This window comes from Janthinobacterium sp. FW305-129, from assembly GCF_020858115.1.
Classification (GTDB): domain Bacteria; phylum Pseudomonadota; class Gammaproteobacteria; order Burkholderiales; family Burkholderiaceae_D; genus Janthinobacterium.
Window position 1 is genome coordinate 288,328 of sequence record NZ_JACYMM010000005.1, and the last position, 26,461, is coordinate 314,788.

20 protein-coding genes and 1 tRNA gene are annotated in these 26,461 nt (G+C 64.4%); 14 read left to right on the plus strand and 7 right to left on the minus strand.

Annotated elements, in window-relative coordinates; all coding sequences use genetic code 11:
* The first annotated feature begins 123 nt into the window (after positions 1-123).
* The 6 genes from IGS61_RS12370 to IGS61_RS12395 all read left to right on the plus strand — a co-directional run bounded on the left by IGS61_RS12370 (position 124) and on the right by IGS61_RS12395 (position 9,667).
* Positions 124-2,715, plus strand: a complete 2,592-nt coding sequence (locus IGS61_RS12370; RefSeq protein WP_230539845.1) for a LuxR C-terminal-related transcriptional regulator — start codon at positions 124-126, stop codon at positions 2,713-2,715.
* Positions 2,716-2,851: 136 nt separating this feature from the next.
* Positions 2,852-3,994: a GGDEF domain-containing protein gene (locus tag IGS61_RS12375; protein WP_230539846.1), complete on the plus strand. Its 1,143-nt coding sequence runs from the start codon at positions 2,852-2,854 to the stop codon at positions 3,992-3,994.
* Positions 3,995-4,023: 29 nt separating this feature from the next.
* Complete coding sequence (locus IGS61_RS12380; protein ID WP_230539847.1) at positions 4,024-4,704, plus strand: Crp/Fnr family transcriptional regulator; 681 nt, start codon at positions 4,024-4,026, stop codon at positions 4,702-4,704.
* A 64-nt stretch (positions 4,705-4,768) separates the two neighbouring features.
* Positions 4,769-7,480, plus strand: coding sequence for a bifunctional diguanylate cyclase/phosphodiesterase (locus IGS61_RS12385; protein ID WP_230539848.1), 2,712 nt, complete (start codon positions 4,769-4,771; stop codon positions 7,478-7,480).
* 79 nt (positions 7,481-7,559) lie between these two features.
* Positions 7,560-7,868 carry a hypothetical protein gene (locus tag IGS61_RS12390; RefSeq protein WP_230539849.1) on the plus strand — a complete coding sequence of 103 codons (309 nt, stop codon included), beginning with the start codon at positions 7,560-7,562 and terminating at the stop codon, positions 7,866-7,868.
* Positions 7,865-9,667 (plus strand): methyl-accepting chemotaxis protein, encoded by a 1,803-nt coding sequence (locus IGS61_RS12395; RefSeq protein ID WP_230539850.1) that lies wholly within the window; start codon positions 7,865-7,867, stop codon positions 9,665-9,667. The genes IGS61_RS12390 and IGS61_RS12395 overlap by 4 nt, the downstream gene beginning before the upstream one ends.
* Positions 9,668-9,750: 83 nt before the next feature.
* Here IGS61_RS12395 and IGS61_RS12400 read toward each other — a convergent pair.
* The 3 genes from IGS61_RS12400 to pepN all read right to left on the minus strand — a co-directional run bounded on the left by IGS61_RS12400 (position 9,751) and on the right by pepN (position 13,632).
* Positions 9,751-9,826, minus strand: a tRNA-Thr gene (locus tag IGS61_RS12400).
* Positions 9,827-9,941: 115 nt separating this feature from the next.
* Positions 9,942-10,943, minus strand: a complete 1,002-nt coding sequence (locus IGS61_RS12405) for a class 1 fructose-bisphosphatase (RefSeq protein ID WP_230539851.1) — start codon at positions 10,941-10,943, stop codon at positions 9,942-9,944.
* Positions 10,944-10,977: 34 nt separating this feature from the next.
* Entirely contained in the window at positions 10,978-13,632 is a 2,655-nt protein-coding gene (pepN, locus tag IGS61_RS12410) for an aminopeptidase N (protein ID WP_230539852.1), read from the minus strand.
* A gap of 198 nt (positions 13,633-13,830) precedes the next feature.
* Between pepN and IGS61_RS12415 the strand changes: the two genes are divergently transcribed.
* On the plus strand, positions 13,831-14,460 hold the full coding sequence (locus tag IGS61_RS12415; RefSeq protein ID WP_230539853.1) for a DUF4136 domain-containing protein: 630 nt from the start codon (positions 13,831-13,833) through the stop codon (positions 14,458-14,460).
* A gap of 180 nt (positions 14,461-14,640) precedes the next feature.
* On the opposite strand, the gene IGS61_RS12420 is transcribed toward IGS61_RS12415, so the two are convergent.
* The 4 genes from IGS61_RS12420 to IGS61_RS12435 form a co-directional block, all read right to left on the minus strand.
* On the minus strand, positions 14,641-15,630 hold the full coding sequence (locus IGS61_RS12420; RefSeq protein WP_230539854.1) for a quinone oxidoreductase family protein: 990 nt from the start codon (positions 15,628-15,630) through the stop codon (positions 14,641-14,643).
* Positions 15,631-15,653: 23 nt separating this feature from the next.
* Positions 15,654-16,043 carry a methylglyoxal synthase gene (locus tag IGS61_RS12425; RefSeq protein WP_230539855.1) on the minus strand — a complete coding sequence of 130 codons (390 nt, stop codon included), beginning with the start codon at positions 16,041-16,043 and terminating at the stop codon, positions 15,654-15,656.
* A 29-nt stretch (positions 16,044-16,072) separates the two neighbouring features.
* A complete protein-coding gene (locus tag IGS61_RS12430) occupies positions 16,073-16,993 on the minus strand; it encodes a DMT family transporter (protein ID WP_230539856.1) in 921 nt (306 codons plus the stop codon).
* A 117-nt stretch (positions 16,994-17,110) separates the two neighbouring features.
* Positions 17,111-19,594, minus strand: a complete 2,484-nt coding sequence (locus IGS61_RS12435) for an alkaline phosphatase D family protein (protein ID WP_230539857.1) — start codon at positions 19,592-19,594, stop codon at positions 17,111-17,113.
* 143 nt (positions 19,595-19,737) lie between these two features.
* Here IGS61_RS12435 and IGS61_RS12440 point away from each other — a divergent pair, with 143 nt between their 5' ends.
* From IGS61_RS12440 to hemF, 7 genes are all read left to right on the plus strand, one after another.
* On the plus strand, positions 19,738-20,463 hold the full coding sequence (locus IGS61_RS12440) for a YebC/PmpR family DNA-binding transcriptional regulator (protein WP_100428161.1): 726 nt from the start codon (positions 19,738-19,740) through the stop codon (positions 20,461-20,463).
* Between the two features lie 60 nt (positions 20,464-20,523).
* Positions 20,524-21,792 (plus strand): phosphoribosylamine--glycine ligase, encoded by a 1,269-nt coding sequence (gene purD / locus IGS61_RS12445; protein WP_230539858.1) that lies wholly within the window; start codon positions 20,524-20,526, stop codon positions 21,790-21,792.
* 83 nt (positions 21,793-21,875) lie between these two features.
* Positions 21,876-22,622 (plus strand): hypothetical protein, encoded by a 747-nt coding sequence (locus tag IGS61_RS12450; protein WP_230539859.1) that lies wholly within the window; start codon positions 21,876-21,878, stop codon positions 22,620-22,622.
* Positions 22,623-22,686: 64 nt separating this feature from the next.
* The gene (locus IGS61_RS12455) at positions 22,687-23,979 is read left to right on the plus strand and encodes a hypothetical protein (RefSeq protein ID WP_230539860.1); all 1,293 of its coding nucleotides are present in this window, start codon (positions 22,687-22,689) and stop codon (positions 23,977-23,979) included.
* Between the two features lie 4 nt (positions 23,980-23,983).
* Positions 23,984-24,631 (plus strand): hypothetical protein, encoded by a 648-nt coding sequence (locus IGS61_RS12460; protein WP_230539861.1) that lies wholly within the window; start codon positions 23,984-23,986, stop codon positions 24,629-24,631.
* Positions 24,628-25,431 (plus strand): hypothetical protein, encoded by an 804-nt coding sequence (locus IGS61_RS12465; RefSeq protein WP_230539862.1) that lies wholly within the window; start codon positions 24,628-24,630, stop codon positions 25,429-25,431. Before IGS61_RS12460 ends, IGS61_RS12465 begins: the two co-directional genes overlap by 4 nt.
* A gap of 101 nt (positions 25,432-25,532) precedes the next feature.
* The gene (gene hemF / locus IGS61_RS12470) at positions 25,533-26,447 is read left to right on the plus strand and encodes an oxygen-dependent coproporphyrinogen oxidase (RefSeq protein WP_230539863.1); all 915 of its coding nucleotides are present in this window, start codon (positions 25,533-25,535) and stop codon (positions 26,445-26,447) included.
* The last annotated feature ends 14 nt before the right edge of the window (positions 26,448-26,461 follow it).

Consider the following 26,461-nt stretch of genomic DNA (forward strand, 5'->3'; position numbering starts at 1 on the left):
GCCGGCGCGGCGCCAGGCGCGCCAAAAACCGTACTTTAGTAGGGCGCAAAGGACGCCGCATTTGACTATATTCGTCGCTTTTTCATCTGTCTGCCGCCACCTTGCTTCCCTGGAGCGCACACCTTGCCGTATCCCCATTTACTGAAGCTGACGCCGCCATTCGGCAACGTCCCCCAGATGGAACGCGAAGTACCATTGCGCGAACTGTCCGCGGACGGCGCCTTCCGCCTCGTGCTGCTGCGCGCCCCCGCCGGCTACGGCAAGACGGCGCTGCTGCGCGCCGCCCATGCCCGGCGCGCACGCGCGGGCGCCCACGTCGCCTGGCTGAACCTGGACCACGCCGACAACGATCCGGCCACGCTGCGCCGCAGCCTGCATGCCGCGCTGCGCCTCGCTCCAGTGCTCGCGCCCGACAACGACGCCCTGTTGGCCAGTTCAAGCGTCACCCATCTGTACCTTGATGCCGTCGAGCATCTTGACGGCGCGGCCATCCGCGACCTGTTCGCCCTGATTGCGTGTGTCCTGCCGCCCTCGATGCGCATCTACCTGGCGGCCCGCGCGCTGCACCACGGCGGCATCGCCGCGCTGAAGGTGGCCGGTACGCTGGTCGAGCTCGATATGGACGATCTGCAGTTCTCGCCGGCGGAAACGGCAAGCTACCTGCAGCAGCAAACGATCGATATTCCACCCGATGATGTTGCCCTTTTGCAACGCGTCAGCGAAGGCTGGCCAGCGGCTATTGCACTGATCGCGCCGGCATGGAAAAAGCTGCGCCGCCACGAGGGGGCGGACAGGTTCATCCTTTCCGCCTTGCCCGAATTTAACGCTTACCTGCAGCGCGAAGTGCTGGGCGCGCTGGACGAGCCGATGCGCCGCCTGCTGACCACGGCAGCGCCGCTGGCCACCTTTTGCGCCAGCCTGCTCGAGGCGGCGCTGGGAAGCGGCGACGGCGGACAACAGATGGCATGGCTGCAAGCGGCCGGCCTGCCCCTGCGGCAACTGCCGGGCGGCTGGCTGCGCTGCCATCCGCTGCTGGCCGGCCACCTGGCCCTGCGCCAGCCCGTGCCCGGCGCCGTGTACGCCAGGGCGGGAACCTGGCTGGTGCGCCAAGGCCACGTCGAGCAAGCCATCGATTGCTTCCTCATGGCCGGCGCCCACGCGCAGGCGGCAGACGCACTCGAGCGCGTCATCGCCGCGCTGTCCGCCAGCGGCCAGTTCGAGCGCATCGTGCACTGCTGCGAACAGTTGCCTACCGCCATGCTGCAACAGCGACCGGCGCTGTCGGGCGCCTTGCTGGTCGGGTTGCTGTGCGCGGCGCGCGGCACCGAACTGGCAAACTGGCTGCATTTCTACCGCCGCCGCAGCGCCCTCATCGGCGCCGACCCGCGCTACGCCGCCAGCCTCGACGGCATCGCTCCGCTGCTGGCCTTTCTGGCCGGCGACACCGACCGCTGCATCGCACTTGCCGCAGGACACAAGTCGCACGCGACGATGGCGCCACCCGCTCCGGCCGATCCGCGCCACCTGGCCGTCTATACCTGCCTGTGGCGCGGCGAGCTGGCCGAGGCGGCGGCACTGCTGGTGACGGCGCGGCGCGATTGCGCCGCTTCCGGCTCGCCCATCGGCATGGCCTTGGTCGGCTTCCTGCAAGCATATCTGGATGCCATCGGCGGCAATTTTGACGCGGCGCTGCAACAACTGGCGGCCGCCGATGCATTGGCGCAACAGCACGCCGAACAGATTCCCCCCTTCCTCTTCCATGGCTACAGCGTCGGGCTGGCCCTGCTGATCGCCTACGAGTGCAACCGCCTCGACCTGGTGACGGCGCGCCTCGCGCTGGCGCGCAGCCTGCCCGCCGCCGGACTGCCCTGGGACGCGCGCGCCGCCATGCTGGTGATGCAGGCCCGGATGCTGGCGCTGCAACAGGGCCAGACGGCCGCGCGGCAATGGCTGGAAGCCGCCTGCCGCCAGGGGCGCGCACGGCTGCCGGCCCCCGCACGCGCGCTGCTCGAAGCCGAACAGTCGCGCATGGCGCTACTTGCCGGCAACCACGATGCCGTCTCCTGGCACGCCTCGATCCTGCTGCAGCCCGTCTGGGCCGGCGATGAACGCTGCATCCTGCCCAGCCAGGAAATCGATGGCGCCGGCATCGCCCAGGCGCGCCTGCTGATACGGCTGGGGCCCTTGCCCGAAGCCGAGGCCCTGATCGGCCGCCTGCTGACGCATGCGCTGGCCACCGGGCGCCGCTGGCGCGCCACCAAGCTGCGCGTGCTGCTGGCCATCGCCCTGGCCCAACTGGGCAAGGCCAGGGAAGCGGAAGCCGAAATGGCCCTGGCGCTGGAACAGGCGGCCGCTTCCGGCATGCTGCGCCTGTTCCTGGACGAAGGCAGCGATGCGCTCGGCTTGCTGCGCATCATGCGCGGCAAGGCACGCCGCCTGCTCAGCACCCAGGCCGCCACGCACCTGGACGTGCTGCTGCGCGGCGCCGACACCCCCGCCGCCGCCTTGCCTGCGGCACAGCTCACGCCCACCGAAGCCACCCTGCTGGCCCTGGTGGCGCTGGGCCGCACCAACGGCGCCATCGCCGACCTGCTGGACTTGTCCGTCAATACCGTGAAATGGCACCTGGGGCAAATCTTCCGCAAGCTCAGCGTCAGCAACCGCGGCCAGGCCGTCTGCAAGGCGCGCCGCACCGGTGTGTTGCCAATGCAATAGATGTTGCGGATCACGCAACAGATAGCGCAAATCCATACTTAAGTATGGTGACCCCCTACCGCCTGACAAATATGATTTCAATCACTTGCTGGCCAGCGCCAGCCGCCCCGCATCGCACTTAGTTCCTGAAAGAAACATGTCAAAAAAGACCACCATTCAAACGCGCCCGGCCGGTGCCGTCCAGCGGCCGCCGGCCGCCGCTGCGCCGCCGTCACCGGACGCGGCGAAGATGGAGCATCCTCCTGCCGCCCGGCCGCTGCCCGGCCTGCTCAAGAAGCTGGGCACCATGACAGCCATCCGTGACATGCAACTGGTAGAGAAGAGCTTGCTGCGCACGCTCGGGCCGATGCTGGGCGTGCTGCAGACATCGCTCTACCGCACCGACGAAAACCGCGACGTCGTGCGCGTGCTGCGCCATTCGCGCAGCAGCGGCCCGACCACCGACGGCACCGAACGCATCACCGAGCAGGTCGAAGAGGTGCGCAGCGGCGCCCATGTGCCGCCGCACGTGGCGCAATTGCTGGCCGACATGCGCCTGTTGGGCCGTTCCTGCAGCCGGGCGCTGGAGTCGCATCTGATGATCGGCTACCCCTTACATGGAGGCAACGAACTGTGCGGCTATCTGATCTTCGAGCGCAGCCACGCCGTCACCCCGGTCGAGGACGCCGTCATCCACGGCGTGCTGGAAGTGTTTTCCAACTATTACGCCTTGCTCGATACGAGCCAGCGCGACCGCCTGACGGGCTTGCGCAACCGCCATTCGCTGGAACTGAACCTGGAACGCCTGTGGGATGAACTGGCGGCGCAATCGGGCGACGCCGCCGAGGTGCCCGAAACCTATTGGCTGGCCTTGCTTGACATCGACCACTTCAAGCGCATCAACGACAACTACGGCCACATGATCGGCGACGAAGTACTGTTGCTGGTGGCGCGCCTGCTCGACGGCGCATTCCGCAGCAGCGACCTGCTGTACCGCTACGGCGGCGAGGAATTCATCGCCGTCATCGCCGCCAGCGACCTGGAGCAGGCCACGCTGGCATTCGAACGGGCACGCCTGACGATTGCGCAATTCAACTTTCCGCGCGTGGGTGCCGTGACGATCAGTGGCGGCTTTTGCCTGGCCAGTTCCGCGGTCCTGGCCAACGCCATCGTCAGCCGCGCCGACCAGACCCTGTACGAAGCCAAGCGCGCCGGACGCAACCGGATACTCCACTACGGCAGCCTGGTCGACGCCGGCATCCTCACGGAAGTCGAAGCCGGCACCATCGAGCTCTTTTGAGCCCGTTCCCCCGTTCTCATGGAGACACAATGAATAATTCTCAGCAAGCCTTCCTGGCGCAGCGCAAGCGCTTCGAGGCAGACATGCTTGCCCGCTACGACATCGATGCGGCCACCTACGCGGCCGTCAGCATCCTGCTGGCGCCGCTCGCCGTCGCCGTCTCGCTGGACAAGGGCGACTATCTGCAGCGCGCCGGCTCGCCGGCCAGGCACGTGTACTGGATTACCTCCGGCATCGTCTGCTGCGGCGTCAACACGCCTTCCGGCGACGATATCACGGCGGCCTTTTCCACCGAAGGCCACAACGCCACGCCCTACCACGACCTGCTGCAGGGCGCCAGCGGCTTGCCCGCGCTGCACTCGCTGACGGCCGAAACGGCGGTGGAAGCCTTTCGCCTCGATTGGGACAAGGTCGTCACCCTGCGCGCCAGCCACAGCGTGCTCGACGCTTATCACCTCAAGGTGATCGAATACATGCTCAAGCAGCAGTCGCGGCGCAGCCATGCCCAGTACGGCGCGTCGGCGCAAACCCGGCTTGCCTCGTTCCTGCGCGACTACCCCGGACTCGAGAGGCGCATCTCGCAAAAGACGCTGTCCTCGTATCTGGAGATCACGCCGCAATACCTGTCCCAGCTCTTGAACAAGGGCAGGCGCAAGGATGAACCCAGGCAAGACAGTCCCATCCGGCCCATGGCCAGGCTGATGGCATGACGCGCGCCGGCGCGCCAGCGCGACCGCGCTGAACCGGCGCCCGGGCTCCACGGAGACGACAAGGATGAACGCAAACAAATGGCGCAGTTGGACCGGTTCGCCTTACATGCGCAAGGTACTGAAGGTTTCCTTCAGCAACATTGCGTTTTATGCGCTGGCGGCCCTGACCCTGTTCCACAGCGCACGGCACTACGAAGAACAGGCCGCCCTCGCCACGCAAAACCTCGCCTACGCGCTCGAAACGAGCGTCGCCGAGGTCTTCGGCAAGGTCGACCTCGTCCTGCTCGGCATCCAGAGCGAGGCGCAACAGCAGCTCGCCGCGCACGGCATCGACGCCGCGACACTGCATGCCAGCATGCTGCAGCAGCGCGCGCAGATCCATGAAGTCGAAACGGTCGGCGTGGCCGACGCCAGCGGTGCCATCCTGTACGGCCCGCAGGCGCCGGCCGGGCAGCCGCCGCTGCGCCTGCGCGACGATATCCTGCGCGCCGCGCGCGACCCGCATTCGCAGCTGATCATCGCCGCGCCGGGCAGCAGCAGCGCCAGCGGCAAGCGCGTAGTGCTGATGGCGCGGCGCCTGAGCCACAGCGATGGCAGTTTCGCCGGCGTCGTCTACGCGGAGCTGCCGCTGGACTACCTGGCACGCCTGATCGCCGCCTTCGACGTCGGCCGCCACGGCATCATTTCCCTGCGCAGCGCCGACATGGCGCTGGTGGCGCGCTTTCCCGAACAGGCGTGGAATCGGCTGGTCATCGGCAGCCGCACGGTTTCGCCGGCCACGCGCGCCCACATCGCCGCGGCGCCGGCGGCCGGCAGCTACCGCACCGTGGTCGCGCTGGACGGCATCGCGCGGCGCATGGCTTACCGCAAGAGTCCGCGCCAGCCCTTCTACATCTTCGTCGGCCTGGCCACGCAGGACTATCTGCAGCCCTGGTGGCAGCAACTGGCGGTGCTGTCGCTGCTGGCCGCCGCCTTCACCGCCTCGACCATCATCCAGGGACGCAAGGCTTACCGCCGGCGCAAGGCCGAACTGGCGGCGATGGCCGAGCTGCGCGGCAACCGGGAAGAGCTGCAGCACTCCGAATTGAAATTGCGCACCTTGTACAACTCGATCAGCGACGCCGTCTGGCTGGTCGACGCACGCGGCCTGCTCGACTGCAACCGCGCCACTCTGGACGTCTTCGGCTGCGGCAGCAAGCCCGCCTTCCTGGCCAACAGTCCCGGCGACCTGTCGCCCGCGCAGCAGCCATGTGGCAGCGGCTCGGTGGCCCTGTTCGAATCGCAGATCGCGGTGGCGCTGGCGCAGCGCGTCGTGCGCTACGACTGGGTCTACCGCCGCCTCGACACGGGCCGCGACTTCCACGCCGAAGTGCTGCTGAGCGCGATAGAACTGGAAGGCGCGCCGGTCGTCCAGGCCGTCGTGCGCGACATCAGCGAGCGCAAGCTGGCCGAAGAACGCATCCGCCACCTGGCCTACTATGACTGCCTGACCGATTTGCCGAACCGGCGCATGATAATGGAGCGCCTGGGCCAGGCCCTGGCCGCCAATCGGCAGGACTACGGCGCCATGCTCGTCATCAACCTCGACAGTTTCAAGGGCCTCAACGACATCGAGGGGCGCGCCGCCGGCGACCGCCTGCTGTGCGAGGTGGCGCAGCGCCTGCGCGACTGCGCCACCCCGGCCGATACGGTGGCGCGCGTGGGCGCCGATGAATTCATCATCCTGCTGGCCAATCTGGCGTGCGACGAAGCGGACGCTGCCGCACAGGCCGGTGCCGTGGCGCAGCGCATCCGTGGCGAACTGTGCCACCCTTACCAGTTCTGCGCCGACGCCCAGTTCTGCCATGCCACGGCCGGCATCGGCATTACGCTGTACCGCGGCCAGCGCCTGTCCATCGACGACATCCTGCGCCAGGGCGAAGCAGCGCTAGCGCACGCCAAGCAGGGAGGACGCAATGGCATCTGCTTTTTCAACACGGCGATGCTGGCGGAGATCGAATCGCGCGCGCTGCTCGAGGCGGCGCTCGGCAAGGGCCTGCACCGCGATGAATTCCAGCTGTATTACCAGCCCCAGGTGGACCTGGCCGGCCGCCTGGTCGGGGCCGAAGCGCTGCTGCGCTGGCTGCCGCCGGACCGGCCGTCGGTGTCGCCAGCCCAATTCATTCCGCTGGCCGAGGAAAGCGGCCTGATCGTGCCGCTGGGCCTGTGGGTGCTGCATACGGCCTGCGCCCAATTGCAAGCCTGGGCCGGCGCGCCGGACAGCGCGCAACTGACCCTGTCCATCAACGTCAGCGCACGCCAGTTCCGCCGCCGCGACTTCGTCGAGCAGGTGCGCGAGGCGCTGCAGCAGTACCAGGTGCGGCCGGCGCTGCTGAAGCTGGAACTGACCGAGAGCGTGCTGCTCGACAGTGTCGACGACGTCATCGAACGCATGCACGACATCCGCGCGCTCGGCGTCAGGATGTCGATGGACGACTTCGGCACCGGCTTTTCCTCGCTGTCCTACTTGCGCCGCCTACCCCTGGACCAGTTGAAAATCGACCAATCCTTCGTGCACGACGTCACCGCCAACGCCAGCGACGCCGCCATCGTCCACGCCATCATCGTCATGAGCCAGTCGCTCGGCCTGCACGTGATCGCCGAAGGCGTCGAGACCGAACCGCAGTACCGCTTCCTCGCGGAAAAAGGCTGCCATGCCTTCCAGGGCTATCTGTTCGGCAAACCAGTGCCCATCGCCCAGTGGCCCGCGCGGCAATTGATTCCCAACTTCAACTAGTTGATTTTTACCACGCCCAATTCTATTTAGACTGGGCAATACCACAGCGCCATGCGCGCCATCGTTACAGGAGAATGCATTGACAGACCATACGCAGAAGGCCATGTCAGGCCCGCCCACCGACCTCGAGGCGACGATCAGCCATCTGCTGCGCTTGCGCGACACGCTGGTCACCGCCGCGCAGACCCTGCGCGACATGCACTTTGAACAGAACACGCCGGCGCGCCGCGCCGCGCTGGAAGACACCAGCATGCTACTGGACAAACTGTCGCGCATGTATGGCGCACCACCCGTTCAACAACAACAACAACAACAACAACAACAACAACAACAACAACAACAACAACAACAACAACAACAACAACAACAACAAGGAAGAAAACCATGAAATCGTCCAGCATCAAGTTCATGTTCGCCACGGCCCTGGCCGTCGTCGGCCTCGTCATTGCCCTAGTGGGTTTCGGCATCTACCGCGTCAGCCTGGCATCGGCGGCCGTCAGCGCCGCCCACGATTCGCGCTATGCCTCCTACCTGCTGGCGGACGAAATGCGTCAAAGCTCGGACGACCTGACCCGCCTGGCGCGTACCTATGTCGTGTCGGGCGAGCCGAAATGGGAACAGCAATACCTGGAAATTCTCGATATCCGCAGCGGCAAGAAGGCGCGCCCCGCGCAGTACGAAAAAATCTACTGGGATTTCCGCGCCGCCGACATCGACCCGGGCAAGGGCTCGGACAAGGCCATCGCGCTGACGAGCCTGATGAAGGCGGCCGGCTTCAGTGAGGCCGAATTCGCCAAGCTCAAGGAAGCGGAAGTCAATTCCAACGAGCTGGTACGCACTGAAACGGTGGCCATGAACATGGTCAAGGGCCTGTACGCGGACCAGAGCGGCGCCTTCACGCGCCAGGATGCCCCCGACCTGGCCAAGGCGCGCAGCATGATGCACGACGCGGCCTACCATGCAGCCAAGGCCCGCATCATGCGCCCGGTCGACGAGTTCCTCGGCATGCTGGACCGCCGCACGGGCCAGGCCATTGAAGAAGCGGAGCAGGCCAAGCACTTCTGGTTCGGCGCGCTGAGCGCCGTCGCCGTGCTGCTGATCGCCACGCTGGCGGCGGCCCTCTGGTATGTGTATCGCCAGATCGCCGTTTCGCTCGACCACGCGGTACGCCTGTCCGACGTGATGGCTTCGGGCGACCTGTCGGGCGACATCCGGCGCCAGGGGCCGGCCGAAGTGGCCCGGCTGCTGGGGGCACTGGCCAGCATGCGCGACAGCCTGACTGCCGTGGTCGCGACGGTGCGCCACAACTCGGAAAGCGTGGCGCTGGGCAGCGCCGAAATCGCCGCTGGCAACCAGGACCTGAGCGCCCGCACCGAAAGCCAGGCCAGTGCACTCGAGCAGACCGCCGCCTCGATGGAAGAACTCAGCTCCACCGTCAACCAGAATGCCGATAACGCGCGCCAGGCCAACACCCTGGCGCAGCAGGCATCGCAGGTGGCACTGGCCGGCGGCGCCGTGGTCGCCCAGGTAGTAGAGACCATGCGCGGCATCCACGCCGCCAGCAAGCGCATCGCCGACATCATCAACGTCATCGACGGCATCGCCTTCCAGACGAATATCCTGGCGCTCAATGCGGCAGTGGAAGCAGCACGCGCCGGCGAGCAGGGACGCGGCTTTGCCGTCGTCGCCACGGAGGTGCGCAGCCTGGCCGGCCGCAGCGCCGAAGCGGCCAAGGAAATCAAGTTGCTGATCAACGACAGCGTGGCCCGCGTCGAACAGGGCACGACCCTGGTCGACCAGGCCGGCAGCACCATGACGCGGGTCGTCGACAGCATCACCCGCGTCACCGACATCATGGCCGAAATCAGCTCGGCCAGCGTCGAGCAGAGCGCCGGCGTCGCGCAGATCGGCGAGGCGGTGACGCAAATGGATGAAGTGACGCAGCAGAACGCGGCCCTGGTGGAACAGATGGCGGCGGCGGCCATCAGCCTGAAACAGCAGGCCGGGGAGCTGGTGCAGGCCGTCAGCGTGTTCCGCCTGGCGGCACCCGCTGCTGCCGCGCCGCGAACGAACGCGGTCCCTGCCCGGCGCCCCGGCACCACGCCCGGGACGCAGGTGACGCGCATCAGCAGCGCCAGGCCGGCCGCACGCCGCAAGGCCACGGAGCCTGATTGGGAAGAGTTTTAAGAGGCTGCAGCGACGAAGTGCCGATGGCCGGCAAACAAAAAACCCGCTGACCTTTGCAGGTAAGCGGGTTTTCTGATGAAACTTGGTGCCGTTGGCCGGAATCGAACTGGCGACCTTCACATTACGAATGTGCTGCTCTACCAACTGAGCTACAACGGCGAAGACCCACATTCTACAAACAATGCACAAAATTTGCTAGTGTCAACGCGAACTTTTTTCATTTTTTTTAGCGGCCCGGCTGCGGGCCGCTGAAAATCGCGGAAAAGTGCGGCTTTTACTCGGCGTGATACGCCGTCACGCGGGCCACTTCGTCCTTCGAGCCGAGGAAGACGGGCACGCGCTGGTGCAGCTTGTGCGGGGCGATGTCCATGATGCGCTGCTGGCCGTCGGTGGCCGCGCCGCCGGCTTGCTCGACGATGAAGGCCATCGGGTTCGCTTCGTACATCAGGCGCAACTTGCCCGGCATCGAGGTGTCGCGCAGGTCGGCCGGGTACATGAAGATGCCGCCGCGGTTCAGGATGCGGTGCACGTCGGCCACCATCGAAGCGATCCAGCGCATATTGAAATTGGTGCCGCGCGGGCCCGTGTCGCCGGCCAGCAGTTCGTCGACATAGCGCTTCACGGGCGGATGCCAGTGGCGCGCGTTCGACATGTTGATGGCGAATTCCTTCGTCGTGGGCGGAATCTGCATATTGCTTTGCGTGAGCACCCACGACCCCATCTCGCGGTCCAGGGTGAAGCAGTTCACGCCATTGCCGAAGGTCAGCACCAGCATGGTTTGCGGGCCGTACACGGCGTAGCCGGCCGCCACTTGCTTGCAGCCTGCCTGCATGAAGTCCTGCTCCGTCGGCTGGCCCATGCCGTCCGGCGCCTTCAGTACCGAGAAGATGGTGCCGATCGAGACGTTGACGTCGATGTTCGACGAGCCATCCAATGGGTCGAACAGCAGCATGTATTCGCCCTTCGGATAGCGGTTCGGGATCGGGTGGATCGATTCCATCTCTTCCGACGCCATGGCCGCCAGGTGGCCGCCCCATTCGTTCGCCTCGAGCAAAATCTCGTTGGAGATGATGTCGAGTTTTTTCTGTACTTCGCCCTGCACGTTTTCCGTGTCGGCCGTGCCCAGCACTTCACCGAGGGCACCCTTGCCGACAGCGTGGCTGATGGTTTTGCAGGCGCGCGCGACGACTTCGATCAGCAGGCGCAGTTCGGCCGGAATGCTGTTGTTCGAGCGCTGCTCTTCAACCAGGTATTGCGTAAGACTGATGCGTTTCATGAAATCCCTTTTATTTTAATGAGTTATTGCAGTGTTAATTGGCCAATGCCTTGCTGACCACTTCCATCACGTCGTTCGACAAACTGGCCTGGCCGGCGACTTGCTCCAGCGCGTCGCGCATGTGGCTTTGCAGCGCCGGCACGTAACGGCGCCAGCGGTCCATGGAGCGCGCCAGGCGGGCAGCCACCTGCGGGTTCAGGGCGTCGAGCGCGATGACTTGCTCGGCCCAGAAAGCGTAGCCGCTGCCATCAGCCGCATGGAACTGCGACGGATTGCCGTTGGTGAAATTGAAGATCAGGCTGCGCGCGCGGTTCGGATTTTTCAAGGTGAAGGCCGGATGCGTCATCAGCTGGCGTACGGCTTGCACGTCGGTCGTCGGCGCGGCCGCCTGCATGGCGAACCACTTGTCGACCACCAGCGCCTCGTTCTCGAAGTCGGCATAGAAACTGGTCAAGGCAGCCTGCGCATGCGGCTGCGAGCCGGAATGAATCAGCGCCGCCAGCGCCGCGGCGCGGTCCGTCATGTTGCCGGCATTATCGAACTGCAGCCGCGCCAGGTCCAGCTCCGCCGCTTCGGGCGCAATCAACAGATACGACAGGGCCAGGTTTTTCAAGGCGCGCTTGCCGGCCGACAGGGCGTCGGGGCTGTACTCGCCCGGCGTCTGGTTGGCGTGGTATTGCGCCAGCAATTCAGGTTTCAGGGCCGCGGCGATGGTGCGGCGCATGAACTGGCGCGCCGCGTGGATCGCCTGCGGGTCGACTTGCGCCATGCGCTCGGCGATGATGGTTTCCGACGGCAGGATCAGGGCCAGCTCGCGGAAGGCAGGATCGAGCGTCTCATCGGCCAGCAGGGCGCGCTGCGCTGCGATGAAGGTGTCGTCCAGCGCCAGGGCCTCGCCGGTGGCGACGGCGGCGGTCAGTTTCAGCAGGCGCTCCATGGCCAGGCGCTGGCCCGCTTCCCAGCGGTTGACGGGATCGCTGTCGTGGCGGAACAGGTGCAGCAGCTGTTCATCGGTGTAATCGTATTCCAGCACCACGGGCGCGGAAAAGTCGCGCAGCAGCGATGGCACGGGTTCTTCCGCCACATGCGTGAAGCGGAACGTCTGCGACGCCTGCGTCAATTCCAGCACGACGCTGGTGACGCCGCCCGATGCCACGCCATCCACGTGCAGCGGCAGGTCGCTGCCGTCGGCAGCCAGCAAGCCGACGGTGACGGGAATGTGGAAAGGCAGTTTTTCCGGCTGGCCCGGCGTGGCGGGGCAGCTTTGCGCCAGGGTCAGCTCGAACGTCCGGCTGGCGGCGTCGTAGTGCGTGGAAGCGGCCACCACCGGCGTGCCGGCCTGGCTGTACCAGCGCTCGAATTGCGTGAAATCGCGGCCATTCGCGTCCGCCATGGCGGCGCGGAAGTCGTCGCACTGCACGGCCTGGCCATCGTGGCGCTCGAAATACAGGTCCATGCCCTTGCGGAAACCGTCGCGGCCCACCAGGGTCTGGTACATGCGCACCACTTCGGCGCCCTTTTCGTAGATCGTGACCGTATAAAAGTTATTGATCTCGACGAAAGAGTCGGGACGCACGGGATGCGCCATCGGGCCCGCATCCTCGGGGAACTGCGCCTGGCGCAGGGTGCGCACCTGGTCGATGCGCGTGACGGCGCGGCCCGTGTCCGTGCCAATCATGTCGGCCGAGAATTCCTGGTCGCGGAACACCGTCAAGCCTTCCTTCAGCGACAGCTGGAACCAGTCGCGGCACGTGACCCTGTTGCCGGTCCAGTTATGGAAGTATTCATGGCCCACCACCGCTTCGATGCCCGCGTAATCAACGTCGGTCGCCACGCGCGGATTGGCCAGCACGTACTTGGTGTTGAAGATGTTCAGGCCCTTGTTTTCCATGGCGCCCATGTTGAAATCGCCCACGGCGACGATCATGAAGCGGTCCAGGTCCAGTTCCAGGCCGAAGCGCTCCTCGTCCCAGCGGATGGAGTTTTTCAGCGACTGCATGGCGTAGTCGGTTTTATCGAGGTTGCCCTCTTCCACCCACACTTGCAACAGCACTTCGCGGCCCGACTTGAGCGTGTAGCGCTCTTCCTGGCACACCAGGCGCGCCGCCACCAGGGCGAACAGATAGGACGGCTTCTTGAACGGGTCTTCCCACTTGGCGTAATGGCGTCCGTCGCCCAGGTCGCCCTCTTCGATCAGGTTGCCGTTCGATAGCAGCACCGGATAGTGTTCCTTGTCGGCGCGCAGCATGACCGTGTATTTGGCCATCACGTCCGGACGGTCCGGGAAGAAGGTGATGCGGCGGAAGCCCTCCGCTTCGCACTGCGTGAAGAAATTATGGTTCGACACGTACAGGCCGGACAGCGAGGTATTGTCCTGCGGCGCCAGCACGGTCTCGATATCGAGCAGCACCTCGTCCGGCGCCTTGGGGATGGTCAGCATGCCGGCCGTCAGCTTGTATTGCGACGGTTTCAGCTGCTTGCCATTCAGGCGCACCATGACCAGCTCGATGTGTTCGCCGTGCAATTCGATGCTGCGGCTGGAGCTGGCCGGGTTGTGGCGCATGCGGATCCGGCTCGCCACCACTGTGCGGGCGGGATCGAGATCGAAACCAAGTTCGACGCTGTCGACCAGGAAGCTGGGCGGCGTGTAATCTTTGCGGTAAATCGTCTGAGGGCTGTCTGTGCGCATAGGGATTTGGGTGGGAGCGGAGGCAAAAGCCTATTTTACCAACACCAGCCCCCGCTCGTCGCGATTCAGCTCAGGAATGTTGGATTCCCTTACACGGCGACATACCAGGTAACATTCTGTAATAATGAATGGAAACAAATGGAACTATTCTTATAATACTAAGCGATAAATTGCGTCTACTAATCAGGAGGTCATGCAATGAAACGATATCTCACCATCATGATGGCCGCATTGACCGTGTTGCTCACCGGATGTGCCACCACCATACGCAGCGATGTGACCGTTTTCCATGAGTGGCCTGCGCAATTGCAGGACAAATCGTACGTCTTCGAAGCGCCAGCGGCGGAAAACGACACGCTGGAATACCGCAGCTACCAGAACCTGGTGCGCGCGGAACTGGCCAAGCACGGCTTCGGCGAAGCATCCGGCCCTGCGGCAGCCAATTTGCGCGTGGCGATGCATTTTTCCACCGTCGACTATCCTGAACGCGTGCTGCAGGCCAGCGACCCATTCTGGTATGGCCCTGGCTACTGGCCTGGCCGCTATGGCTACCGCTACGGCGCATGGCCAGGCTATGGCCGCTTCGGCTACAACCCTTACTGGTATGGTCCGATGGAGGTGGAAGAGAGCGTACGCCATAAGTACGAACGCGAATTGCGCGTGACGATCAATGACCGCAACGGCAAGAAACTGTACGACGTGACCGTGCAATCGACCAGCAACAAGCGTGCCACCTCGCAAGTGATGCCGGCCATGGTGGCAAGCGCCTTTGCCGACTTCCCCGGCCAGAGCGGCGTGCCCCGTAAAGTCGAAGTCAAGGTGGAATAAGTCACTGACGCTCAAAAAAACCGGCTGGTGCAGCGATGCGCCAGCCGGTTTTTTTATGCCTGTTTTACGGCTATGAGTAATACGCCTCGGCCGCAAAGGTCAGCGCGCCGATCAGGGCCACGGCCAGCACCAGCACGATCAGCAGGCGGCCGAACTTCGGCGTGCCGTCACTGCCGCCGCTCATGGCACGATGATGGTCGAGCCGGTCGTCTTGCGCCCTTCCAGATCCGTATGCGCCTGGGCGATATGGGCCAGATTGTAGCGCTGGTTGATCTCGATTTTGACTTCGCCGCTGCTGACGACGCCGAACAGCGAGGCAGCCATCTCTTCCAGGTTGGCGCGGTTCGAGGCATAGCTGAACAGGGCCGGGCGCGTGATGAAGAGCGAGCCGCGCGATGCCAGCTCGCCGAGGGTGAAGGCCGGCACGGGACCGGAGGCGTTGCCGAAGCTGACCATCATGCCCAGCGGCGCCAGGCAGTCGAGCGAACCAATGAACGTGTCCTTGCCGATGGAATCGTAGACCACGGAGACGCCCTTGCCGCCCGTGATCTCGCGCACGCGCTCGACGAAGTTTTCCGTGTTGTAGTTGATGACGTGTGCCGCGCCGTGCGCCTTGGCCAGCGCCGCCTTTTCATCGGAACCGGCCGTGCCGATCAGGTTTACGCCCAGCACTTTCGCCCACTGGCAGGCGATCAGGCCCACACCGCCCGCGGCCGCGTGGAACAGGATGGTATCGCCCGCCTTCAGCGCCACCGTGCGGTGGAACAGGTATTGCACCGTCAAACCTTGCAGCATCATGGCGGCGGCCGTATCGAAAGCGATACGCTCGGGCAGCACCAGCAGCAGGGCCGCCGGCAAGTTGCGCTGCTGCGCATACGCGCCATTGATGCGTGCCGCATACGCCACACGGTCGCCGACCTTCACTTCCGTGACGCCCTCGCCCACCGCCTCGACGATGCCCGCGCCCTCGACGCCCAAGCCATTCGGCAGCGGTTGCGGATACAAGCCGGTGCGGAAATACACGTCGATGAAATTGAGGCCGATGGCCTCGTGTTTCACGCGCGCCTCGCCGGGCCCCGGCGGCGGCAGTTCCACATCCACGTATTCCATCACATCCGGGCCGCCCACGCGCTGTACGCGGATGGCTTTGGTGGTAATCGTTGCGCTCATGCTTATCTCCTTGTCTGGGTAAATCAGGCGGCAGCAACGGCCCGCGCCTGCAGTTGCGACAGCACCAGGTGCGCCGACGACAGGTTCGTCGCGCACGCCACGTTGTGCACGTCGCAGGCGCGCACCAGGGCGTTGATGTCCGGCTCGTGCGGCTGCGGCGTCATCGGGTCGCGCAGGAAGATCACGCAATCGATCAAGCCCTCCACCAGCAGCGAGCCGATCTGCAAGTCGCCGCCGAACGGGCCAGAATGCTTGCGCTCGACCGCCAGGCCCAGCTCGTTGATCAGGCGGCCGCCCGTGGTGCCCGTGGCCGACAGTTCACAGCCCTTGAGAAAATCCAGGTATTCGCCCGCCAGGGTAATCATGTCATCTTTTTTCTTGTCGTGGGCAATCAGGGCGATGCGTGTTTTCATGGTGGAGACCATTTCAGTGGTTGGAGGAATTATTTCTTTTTCGACAGCAAGTAAATACCGGCCAGGACCAGGCTGGTGCCAGCCAGTTGCCAGTTGGTGATCGGTTCGTCGAGGATCATGGCGCCCAGGAACAGGGTCGACACGGGGCCGATCATGCCGGCCTGCGAGGCGACGGGCGCGCCGATGCGCTCGACGGCGATCATCGTCATGAAGACGGGCATCACGGTGCAAAAGATGCCATTGAGCAAGGACAAGCCATACACGGGCATGGGCTGGATCAGCAATTCGACGGGGCGCAAAATGAAAAATTGAGCGATGCAGGCAAAACTGGCCACGCACATCGCATAGCTGACCAGGCGCATCGAGCCGATGCGTTTCACCAGCTCACCGGAACCGAGCAGATACACGGCATACGAACAGGCCGAGCCCAGCACCAGGGTGGAACCGAGCGCCACATTGCTGGCGCCGCCCTGCAAGTCGTGCACGAACACCAGCACGATGCCGCAATACGAGGTGAACAGGGCCATCCATTGCAGGCGGCTGATGCGCTGCTTGAAGTACACAGTGGTAATCAGCAGCACGAAAGTGGGCGTGAGGAACAGGATCAGCCGTTCCAGACCCACGGAAATGTATTGCAGGCCAAGGAAGTCCAGATAGCTGGACAGGTAATAGCCGACCAGGCCCAGCCCGACCAGGCGCCAGCGGTCGCTGGTCGACAGCGGCGGCTCCGTGCGCATCTTCCACCAGGCGATGACGGCGAACACGGGCAGCGAAAAGATCATCCTGAAGGCGATCAGGGTGACGGCGTCGATCTGGTAGCGGTACAGCAGCTTGGCGACGATGGCCTTGGTGGAAAACAATACCGCCCCGCCCACGGCGATGGCCAGGCCACCGAGGTAGACGGAACGGGGAATAGATGGAGGGGTTGCTTGCGGGGAACTGGAGCTCATGCCCAGATTGTAATGGCAAAAGCGAAAGCAAGCTGATAACCCCAACGGCAAATACCGGGGTCGGCCCCTGAGGGTCCGACCCCAGCCTTCTTTGGGGTTGACGTTTAAGAAATAAGTTTAAGAAATGACCACCGCCGCCGCACCCGCCGTCACCGTCGCCGTCGTCACCCGCGCAATCACGTTCGCCGGCGCCGCCGTGCCGACCAGTTTATTCACCTGCTTGAACTGCGCCACCAGCTTGCCCGGCGTCAAGGTCACTACCGTGTAGCCCTGCGCATCCGTGTTCAGGTGCTTGATCCACGGGTTGTTGCCCAGGCCGGATAATTGCTGCGCCAGGCCCAGCAGGGTCGTATTGAAGTCAGTGCTCGCTTTCAAGCCCGCCTGCACGGCAGCGACCGTCGCGTCCAGCTGGGCTTCCGGCACGCCCTTGGCGGCCAGGGCGCCGCGCAGTTGCACGTGCAATTGCTCCAGCAGGCTGTCGACGGTGGGAGCGGCCTTGCCCATGGTGTAGTCGAGCAGGTTGACGTCGAGATTGACGGTGCCCAGGCCCGCGACGGGAATGGCCAGCGGATAGCTGACGAGGGTGCCGATGTCGCCCATGGCGCCGGCGGCCGACTTCAGGTAGCTGAAGAAGGAGTCGGAGCTGACCCCGGCCGACACCAGGTCCACCATGACAGGCGTGCCACCGCCAGCGGCGTCGAAATCATCGCTGACAGTGCCGGCAAAGAATGAGTGGATATCGCCGGTCAGCGCCACCACGTTGCCGATGGCATTCGTTTTCAGGTGCGCCATCAGGTTCTTGCGTTCGCTGTTGTAGCCATCCCACTGGTCGCAATTGAGCAGGAAACGCGTAAAGAACGGCGCCAGCGCCGCTTGCTGGCCGGAAGCGGCGACAAAGCCCGATGCGGCGCCCTTGGCCTGCACGTCGGGCTTGATCCAGCCGAAGGCGATCACTTGCGCGGCGGAGGTCGGCGAGCCACTGTTGTAGGCGGCCACCGTGATGCCGGCCTGGGCCGCGCTCAAGCCGGCGCCCACGGCTGCGGCGCCCTGCGCGCCTGTGTTGGCTGCCGCAGCGGCAATCGCCATGGCCGCTGCCTGCGCCACGGTCGTCGATGCACCCGCCGTCGAGGCGGCCACGATAGCGGAAGCCAATGGCACGCTGCCGCCCACCAACGGCAAGGTGCTGGCGATGCCCTTGCCCACGTTCGCCATGGCGCTCAGGGCCAGCAAGGTGGCAATCGCATCCGTGCCATTCAAGCCCATGCGCAGCAAGGACACTTCATTGCCCCACAGTTTCCAGGTGGACGTGGCCGCCTTCATCTTGCCCTTCCACCAGTCGCGCTGCGTGCTGCCCAGCATGCCGACGGCCGCCAGCGGGTCCGCGCCGGCTTTCGTGGCGGCCGCCATCTTCTGGCCTTCCACGCTGTCGAACAGCGCCTGCGGCACCAGGTAGCGGCTGCCGATGCTGCCCAGCGGCTTGCCCGTGGCCGGATTGATGGTCGATTCGGCGATTGCATGGTCGGCGCGGTACAGGCGCTCGTCCGTCATCACCAGCTGCATCAGTTTGCCGAACTGGAAATCGCGGTAGATCTGGATGTTCTGGAAGGTTGTCGCGGCGCTATCGAACGTGACGTCGGCCGGCATGTATTCGAACCAGGCCTGGTTGGCGCTACGGCGGCGGGCCGGCTGGTGCAGGTCGCTGCCGTCGGCGGCCACAAGGCCTTCATAGGTGGAAGCGTCCTGCCAGGCGTCGTCCGTGAATTCATGGTCATCCCAGACGGCGATGAAGGCAAAGCGTTCGTGCACGGCTTGCAGACGTGCATCGGTGCGGTATTTCTTGTACAGGTAGCGGTAATCGGCCACGGTGGTCGCGTATTTCGCGCCAGAGTTGCCGTTTTTATACGTGCCGTCGGGCAATTTCAGCTGGTCGTGGCGGCTTTCCACGGCGCCGCTCTGGAAGGCCTCGCCCACCGTTTCATAGATGTAATCACCGAGGTGGACGATGAAATCGAGCGCTTCGTTGGCGGCGATGTGCGACAGCGCTCCCCAGTGGTTGATGCTCCAGTCCTGGCACGTCAGGTAGGCGAACTGCAGCTGGGATACGTCAGCCGTGGCGGCGGGCGCCGTCTTGAAGCGGCCCACGTTCGAGCGCACGTCGCCGGCGATGAACTGGTAAAAATACACCTGGCCAGGCTGCAAGCCCGTGACCTTGTGGCGCAGAGTGTTGTCGAAATCGGCCTTCAATGGCAACTTGGCATCGACGATCGGCGTGCCGGCCAGGGCCGTGTTGCCGCCCAGGGCGGCCGTATTGTCGCTGGCGCTGACGATCAGGCGCACGGCCACGTCGGACTTGCCGGCCACGGCGGGCGCGACGGCGTCGAAACTGGCGGGCACGACGCGCGTCCACAGCATGGCGCTGTCGGCGCGCGGATCGCCCGAAGCCACGCTTTGCGGGAATTTCCAGTCGCTGCCCGAGGCCAGCGGCACGCCAGGATCGCTGTAATCGGTGCTGCCGCAGGCGGCGAGGCCGACGGTGGCCACGGAGACGGTAATGAAGCCGCCCAATTTCAGAAATTGCCGCCTGTCCATTTGACTTGCCATGATGTCGCGCCCTCGATATGGTGAAAGCGCGTCACTTTAGCAACAGATTGTGTCATCCTGATGACGCGGCCATGCCGCTTCGCAGGGGGCCGATATGCTAAAATGTCGGCCACAATTGAACACCCGTCTAAGGAAGATTCGACATGGCAGGACATAGCAAATGGGCCAATATCAAGCATAAAAAGGCTGCCACCGATGCCAAGCGCGGCAAAATCTGGACGCGCCTGATCAAGGAAATCACGGTCGCGGCCCGCATGGGCGGCGCCGACGCCATCACCAATCCGCGCCTGCGCCTGGCCGTCGACAAGGCGGCTGACGCCAACATGCCGAAAGACAACGTCCAGCGCGCGATCAACCGCGGCAGCGGCGGCGTCGATGGCGCCAACTATGAAGAAGTGCGCTACGAAGGCTACGGCGTGGGCGGCGCGGCCGTCATCGTCGAATGCATGACAGACAACAAGGTGCGCACGGTGGCTGAAGTGCGCAACGCCTTCAACAAGAACGGCGGCAACATGGGCAACGAAGGCTCCGTCGCCTTCATGTTCCAGCACTGCGGCCAGCTGCTGTTCGCGCCGGGCACCGACGAAGACAAGCTGATGGAAGCGGCCCTGGAAGCGGGCGCCGACGACGTCATAGCCGACGAAGAAGGCGGCTTCGAAGTGGTCACTCCCGTGCACGATTTCGCCGCCGTCAAGGAAGCGCTGGAAGCGGCCGGCTTCAAGGCGGAAGTTGCCGAAGTCATCATGAAGCCGGCGACGGAAACCGTGTATGCGGGCGACGACGCCATCAAGATGCAAAAGCTGATCGATGCGCTGGAGCTGCTGGACGATGTCCAGGAAGTGTTCACCAACGCCCTCATTGAGAATTAATCACTCTGCACACAAGGGCGGCACCGCCGCCCTGCAACCCACACTGAACGAACGGTCCCTATGAAAATTCTGGTAGTCGGCTCTGGCGGCCGCGAACACGCCCTGGCCTGGAAACTGGCCCAGTCCGAACGCATACAGATGGTGTATGTCGCGCCGGGCAACGGCGGCACCGCGCGCGATGCGCGCCTGGTCAATCTCGACATCAGCGACCCGCAATTGCTGGCCGATTTCGTTCAGCAGGAGCACATCGGCCTGACCGTCGTCGGCCCGGAAGTGCCGCTGGCAGCCGGTATCGTCAACCTGTTCCGCTCGCGCGGCCTGAAAATCTTCGGCCCGACCAAGGAAGCGGCACAGCTGGAGTCGTCGAAAGACTTCGCCAAGGCCTTCATGCAGCGCCACGGCATCCCGACGGCCGCCTACCAGACCTTCTCCGACGTCGCTCCCGCGCACGCCTACGTCGACGCCATAGGCGCGCCGATCGTCATCAAGGCCGACGGCCTGGCCGCCGGCAAGGGCGTGGTCGTCGCCATGAGCCTGGAAGAAGCGCACCAGGCAGTCGACATGATGCTGTCCGATAACCAGTTCGGCGACGCCGGCGCGCGCATCGTCATCGAGGAATTCCTCGCCGGCGAAGAAGCGAGCTTCATCGTCATGTGCGACGGCAAGAACATCCTGCCGCTGGCCACCAGCCAGGATCATAAGCGCCTGAAGGATCACGACCAGGGCCCGAACACGGGCGGCATGGGCGCGTACTCGCCGGCGCCCATCGTCACGCCGGCCATGCATGCGCGCGTCATGCGCGAAATCATCGTTCCGACCATCCAGGGCATGGCCAAGGACGGCATCACGTTCACGGGCTTCCTGTACGCGGGCCTGATGATCGACGACAAGGGCACGCCAAAGACGCTGGAATTCAACTGCCGCATGGGCGACCCGGAAACGCAGCCGATCATGGCGCGCCTGAAAACCGACCTGGTCACCGTCATGGAACACGCCGTCAACGGCACGCTGGACGCCGTGGAACTGGAATGGGACCGCCGCACGGCCGTTGGCGTCGTCATGGCCGCCGCCGGCTATCCGGACGATCCCGTCAAGGGCACGCCGATCGGCGACATCCCGGCCGAAACGGTCGATTCCGTCACCTTCCATGCGGGTACCCGCATCGAGGGCGAGCGCCTGGTCACCAACGGCGGGCGCGTGCTGTGCGTGGTGGGCCTGGGCGACAGCATCAAGATGGCGCAGAAGCAGGCATATGAAACCGTGGAAAAAATCCATTTCGACGGCGCGCAGTACCGCCGCGACATCGGCTGGCGCGGCCTGAAGCATTGATCGCCGCATAACGATCACACGGCGGGCCGGCGCGGAATTCATCCGCCCGGCCCGTTTTCATTTTGATTGCCCCATTCCTCGCCATGAGCATACCAACCGGCCTTGCCGCACCAGACTACGATGCCCCGGTGAGCCCCCTTGCCTGGCTGGCGCTTGCCTCGCTGCTCGTTGCCGGCCTGGCTTGGTACTGGTTCAGCAGCTATGCCGTGCCACGCTGCGACACCCCACAAACCGTGGCCGCGGTCACGGATGGCAAATTCAGCCTGCACGATATCCAACAGGCCGGCTATGCCTGGTCGCAAAAAACCCGTGGCTGCCTGGCCACCGTCATCGAGGACGGCAAGCCCATGCAGTACGCCTGGACCATTTCGCGCGTGGAAGGCCGCCGCAAAAGCCGGCTGGCGTATGACCACGCGCATCCGGGCATCGTGCAAACGCGCTTTGCCGACATCGCCTGGCATGGCGGCTTTGCGCAGCAGGGCCAGCCCATCGGGCGCGATGGGCTGAAGCATGCGGTGCTGGCCGGCATGGATGCACTGCGCGGCAAGCCGCTCTACCATGCCAACCTCAACGCAGTGGTATCGCCGCAGCACTACCGTGAAATTGGCGATATTGAAGCGCTGGCACCATGCAAGGAAGTATTGCCCGGCGTGGTTTCCTGCCGCCTGCTGCTGGCCCGTAACGACCTTGCGCCCGCTGCCGCAAGCAAGGTGCTGGCAGTCTCCGTGCTGCAGCGAGGCGACTTTACTTTCCAGCGCAGCAAAAATGGCAAGAACTGGTCAGTAACACCGCAGTTCAGGACAGAACTGGATCAGGCGCAACTTCAATAGTACGCTGAGGAAACGAGATTGCATTGTAAAATTTATCATCTTGATTCTTGATAAAGCCCCTCCGATGACAAGCAATCTACCTGAGTCCACGCATACTTCCGTCGAAGCGCTGCATGTGCTGAAGCTGCTGACGCGCCGCCAGCGCGAGCAGGCGCTGGCGCATCCCGACTTGCCGCAGCTCGCCATCGGCACGCCGCTACCCGACACCTTGCTGTGGCTGTACCGGCGCCAGATCGTTACGTCCGAGGATGTGACGAGCCTGTCGTTGAGCGTGGCGCGCCACTTCAGCGGCGACGAGCTGGCGCTGCGATTGTCGATCTTGCAGCAGGTGGTGGAAGTGCTCAATCGCGAATCGCTCGATCATCTGCGCGACGAAGCGATCATTACGCCAGAGCTTTATCAACAGGCGCTGCCGCACCTGCCCGGCGATGTTTTGCTGCCCACGCCGGGCGAGGCACTGAACTGGATGCTGCATGTGGGACTGCTGCCGCGCGCGCAATTCAAGTCCGTGGCCCAGCGCATCGAGTCCGGCGGCAGCGACGACGCAAAACGTGTGGTCCGGCATGCGCAAGGGCGCCAGGATGAGCACAAGAAGGCGGTACACGGCGTGATCCTCGATGGCCTGTTTCCCGGCTCGCGCCTGGCCTGGCTGATCGGCGCGCCGCTGGCGTTGGCCGGCATGGTCTGGTATGCGATGAGCGGCAATTCCGTGCCCGAGTGCGACTCCGCCAACACGCTCACCAACGTGACACGCATGCTCAATAACGCGGCGCCGGAAGGCACGGGCAAAGCAAGCCTGCACGACGTAAAAGAAGCGGGTTACGCCTCGTCGCACAATATTCGTGGCTGCCTGGCCACGATAGCACTCGATGGCAAGAAGATGGACTATGCCTATACTGTCGCGCGCGACGACAGCGGCAGCAAGCGCCGCATCAGCTATGTGGGCGCACAGCCAATGCTGGTCCAGGCGCGCTTTGGCACCATCCAGGATGGCGACTTTGCCCAGCAAGCCACACCCCTGGGACGCGAGGCGCTGGAAAAAGCTTTCCGCAACGGCATGGACGGCGCGCGCATCATGCCCCAGCCGCGGCAAGCTTTTTCGCTGACGCGATCGATGCAGCGCACGCGCGAAATTGCCGAAATCGAACCGCTGGCGCCATGCAAGGAAATCTCGCCGGGCGTCTATTCCTGCCGCCTGCTGATCGAACGCAATGACGCCTTGCTGGGCATGCTCAACGGCGGCACGGCAGTGATGCAAGAAGGCGAGTTCACCTTCCAGCGCGACGCGAGCGGCAATGGCTGGTCGGTGACGCCGCAATTTGCCGGCGAACTGCGCCAGGCCAAGGTCAAAGAGTAAGGCCATGCATATCGAACCGCCCCACGCATCGCTGCTGCAGCTGCACCAGCTTGGCCTGATCACCGCGCAGGAACTCGACGAGGCCAACTCGGAACGCGATGTCGCCGCCCATGAGCGCCTGCACCCGCCCGAGGAGCCGGTCGACATGCCGGAACTGGCGCAGGATGCCGACCTGGTCAGCACCCTGGGCTGGCTGCTGCTGACCGATCTGCTGCCCAAGAATGACTTCGACAAGCGCGTGGCCACACTACCACCCCGGCAACAGGCACTGGCCGCCGAGGGCGTGCGGCACTATAACCGCCGCGAGGTCGACGCCTTGTACGAGCTCGAGTTGCTGAACCCGTTCCAGCGCGATGCCGCGCACGCGGCGGTGCCAGCAGACCGCATGTTTTATACGCCCTGGATCGCCATGCGCTGGCTGGTGGTCAACGACATCCTGCCTGCGGCGCAGTTCGAGGCGCTGGAAGTGCACGTGCGTGAACATGGCAGCGCACTGGCGCGTGAAATCATGGAAGCGTCCAGGCTGCGCCATGGTCACGACCGCATCGCGTACCAGCGGCCACCGGCCTGGAAAGGCGCGCTGATCGTGCTGGGGCTGATCCTGGTGATGTCCATGGTGTATGGCTTGTTGACCGGAGGCCTGCAGCCATGAGTACCGATCCGCGCCTCAAACCGCTCGGCGAACTGCGGCAGCTGGACCTGATCACCAGCGACGAATACGACGATACGCTGGCCGAGCTGCAGATCATTGAGATCCAGCGCGCGCACAACGCCGCCGAAGACATCGATGTGCCGGAACTGGCGATGAATGCCGGCCAGGTCAGGACGCTGGCCTGGCTGCTGAGCGCCGAACTGGTGCCCGAGGAGCGTTTCTTCAAGATGCTGCGCCAGCTGCCTGCCGACGAACCACGCCGGCAACTGGCCAGCGCCGCGCTGCAGCAGGTGAACCGCGAGGCGGTCGACGCGCTGTACGAGCAGAACCTGATCAACCAGTTTCAGCGCGACGCCGCCCACGACAGCCTGCCGGCCGGTCACCTGGCCGCCACGCCCGTCGCGGCCTTGCGCCATATGCTGAAACAGGGCACGCTATCGCCGTTGCAATACAAGGCGCTGCAAGCACGCACGCGCGCGCACGGCTCGGAACTGGCGCGCGTGATCGTCGATGCTGCCGGTAAACCGCCGCCCCAGTATGGCCGGCCCCGCCCGCGCCCTTCCACCATCATGGCTGCGGCACTGCTGCTGGCGATACTGACGATGCTGACGTATGCAGGACGCGCATGGTTCAAGCACGAGCAGCCAGTGCCTGTGGCACCGCTGGCGCAGCCGGCCGACACGATCGAACGCCCGGACCTGCAACAGCGGGCGGCAAGCATGGTGGAAAACGCCCGCCAGCCAGGCGCGGATGCGCCCCAATTCGAGGTACAGGTAATACAGGACAAGCCGCCTCAATAAAGCAGGGCCGGCAACAGCATCGCCGGTTTTGCTATCACAAAAATCCGTAACAGGGTACAATCCGTCCTTACTTTTTTATTTCGGCCTCGTCGGCCCACGCGATGTCGTCAACTCCCTCTCCTTCGGCCGTCAAGGCTTATTTGCTCGATTTGCAAAGCCGTATCGTGCAGGCGCTCGAAGCGCAGGACGGCAAGCCCTTCCTGACCGATGCCTGGCAGCGCCCCGAGGGCGGCGGCGGCATTTCGCGCCTGATCGAGGAAGGCAATGTGTTCGAACGGGGCGGCGTGAATTTTTCGCACGTCACCGGCGCCGCACTGCCGCCATCGGCCGCGGCCGCGCGCCCTGAACTCGGTGGCAAGGCATGGGAAGCGATGGGTGTGTCGCTGGTACTGCATCCGCGCAATCCCTACGCACCGACGGTGCACATGAACGTGCGCTTTTTCAGCACTCTGAATGCCGATGGTGCCCCCGTATGGTGGTTCGGCGGCGGCATGGACCTGACACCGTATTACGGCGACGCGGGCGACGTGAAGCACTTTCACCAGGTGTGCCATGATGCGCTGGCGCCGTTTGGCGCGGAACTGCATCCGAAGTTCAAGCAGTGGTGCGACGATTACTTCTACCTGAAGCACCGGCGCGAAGCGCGCGGCGCGGGCGGGATCTTCTTCGACGACTTCAACGCCCTGGGCTTTGACGACAGTTTCGCCATGCTGCGCAGCGCTGGCGACGCCTTCATCAACGCCTATGTGCCGATCCTGGCACGCCGCAAGGACACGCCCTACGGCGAACGCGAACGCGATTTCCAGTGCTATCGGCGCGGACGCTATGTCGAGTTCAACCTGGTGTTCGACCGCGGTACCCTGTTCGGCCTGCAGTCGGGCGGACGCACCGAGGCGATCCTGATGTCGATGCCGCCCGTGGTCAAGTGGCGCTACGACTGGCACCCGGAAGCGGGCAGTCCCGAAGCGGCGTTGTATACTGACTTCCTCGTGCATCGCGACTGGCTGCAGGCGTGAGGGAAACTGGTACG

Bases quoted from the DNA above. Each gene is read 5' to 3' on its own strand.
- IGS61_RS12375 (WP_230539846.1), top strand. From the start codon at position 2,852: ATGTCAAAAAAGACCACCATTCAAACGCGCCCGGCCGGTGCCGTCCAG.
- IGS61_RS12380 (WP_230539847.1), top strand. From the start codon at position 4,024: ATGAATAATTCTCAGCAAGCCTTCCTGGCGCAGCGCAAGCGCTTCGAG.
- IGS61_RS12385 (WP_230539848.1), top strand. From the start codon at position 4,769: ATGAACGCAAACAAATGGCGCAGTTGGACCGGTTCGCCTTACATGCGC.
- IGS61_RS12395 (WP_230539850.1), top strand. From the start codon at position 7,865: ATGAAATCGTCCAGCATCAAGTTCATGTTCGCCACGGCCCTGGCCGTC.
- IGS61_RS12405 (WP_230539851.1), bottom strand. From the start codon at position 10,943: ATGAAACGCATCAGTCTTACGCAATACCTGGTTGAAGAGCAGCGCTCG.
- pepN (WP_230539852.1), bottom strand. From the start codon at position 13,632: ATGCGCACAGACAGCCCTCAGACGATTTACCGCAAAGATTACACGCCG.
- IGS61_RS12415 (WP_230539853.1), top strand. From the start codon at position 13,831: ATGAAACGATATCTCACCATCATGATGGCCGCATTGACCGTGTTGCTC.
- IGS61_RS12420 (WP_230539854.1), bottom strand. From the start codon at position 15,630: ATGAGCGCAACGATTACCACCAAAGCCATCCGCGTACAGCGCGTGGGC.
- IGS61_RS12425 (WP_230539855.1), bottom strand. From the start codon at position 16,043: ATGAAAACACGCATCGCCCTGATTGCCCACGACAAGAAAAAAGATGAC.
- IGS61_RS12430 (WP_230539856.1), bottom strand. From the start codon at position 16,993: ATGAGCTCCAGTTCCCCGCAAGCAACCCCTCCATCTATTCCCCGTTCC.
- IGS61_RS12435 (WP_230539857.1), bottom strand. From the start codon at position 19,594: ATGGCAAGTCAAATGGACAGGCGGCAATTTCTGAAATTGGGCGGCTTC.
- IGS61_RS12440 (WP_100428161.1), top strand. From the start codon at position 19,738: ATGGCAGGACATAGCAAATGGGCCAATATCAAGCATAAAAAGGCTGCC.
- purD (WP_230539858.1), top strand. From the start codon at position 20,524: ATGAAAATTCTGGTAGTCGGCTCTGGCGGCCGCGAACACGCCCTGGCC.
- IGS61_RS12450 (WP_230539859.1), top strand. From the start codon at position 21,876: ATGAGCATACCAACCGGCCTTGCCGCACCAGACTACGATGCCCCGGTG.
- IGS61_RS12455 (WP_230539860.1), top strand. From the start codon at position 22,687: ATGACAAGCAATCTACCTGAGTCCACGCATACTTCCGTCGAAGCGCTG.
- IGS61_RS12460 (WP_230539861.1), top strand. From the start codon at position 23,984: ATGCATATCGAACCGCCCCACGCATCGCTGCTGCAGCTGCACCAGCTT.
- IGS61_RS12465 (WP_230539862.1), top strand. From the start codon at position 24,628: ATGAGTACCGATCCGCGCCTCAAACCGCTCGGCGAACTGCGGCAGCTG.
- hemF (WP_230539863.1), top strand. From the start codon at position 25,533: ATGTCGTCAACTCCCTCTCCTTCGGCCGTCAAGGCTTATTTGCTCGAT.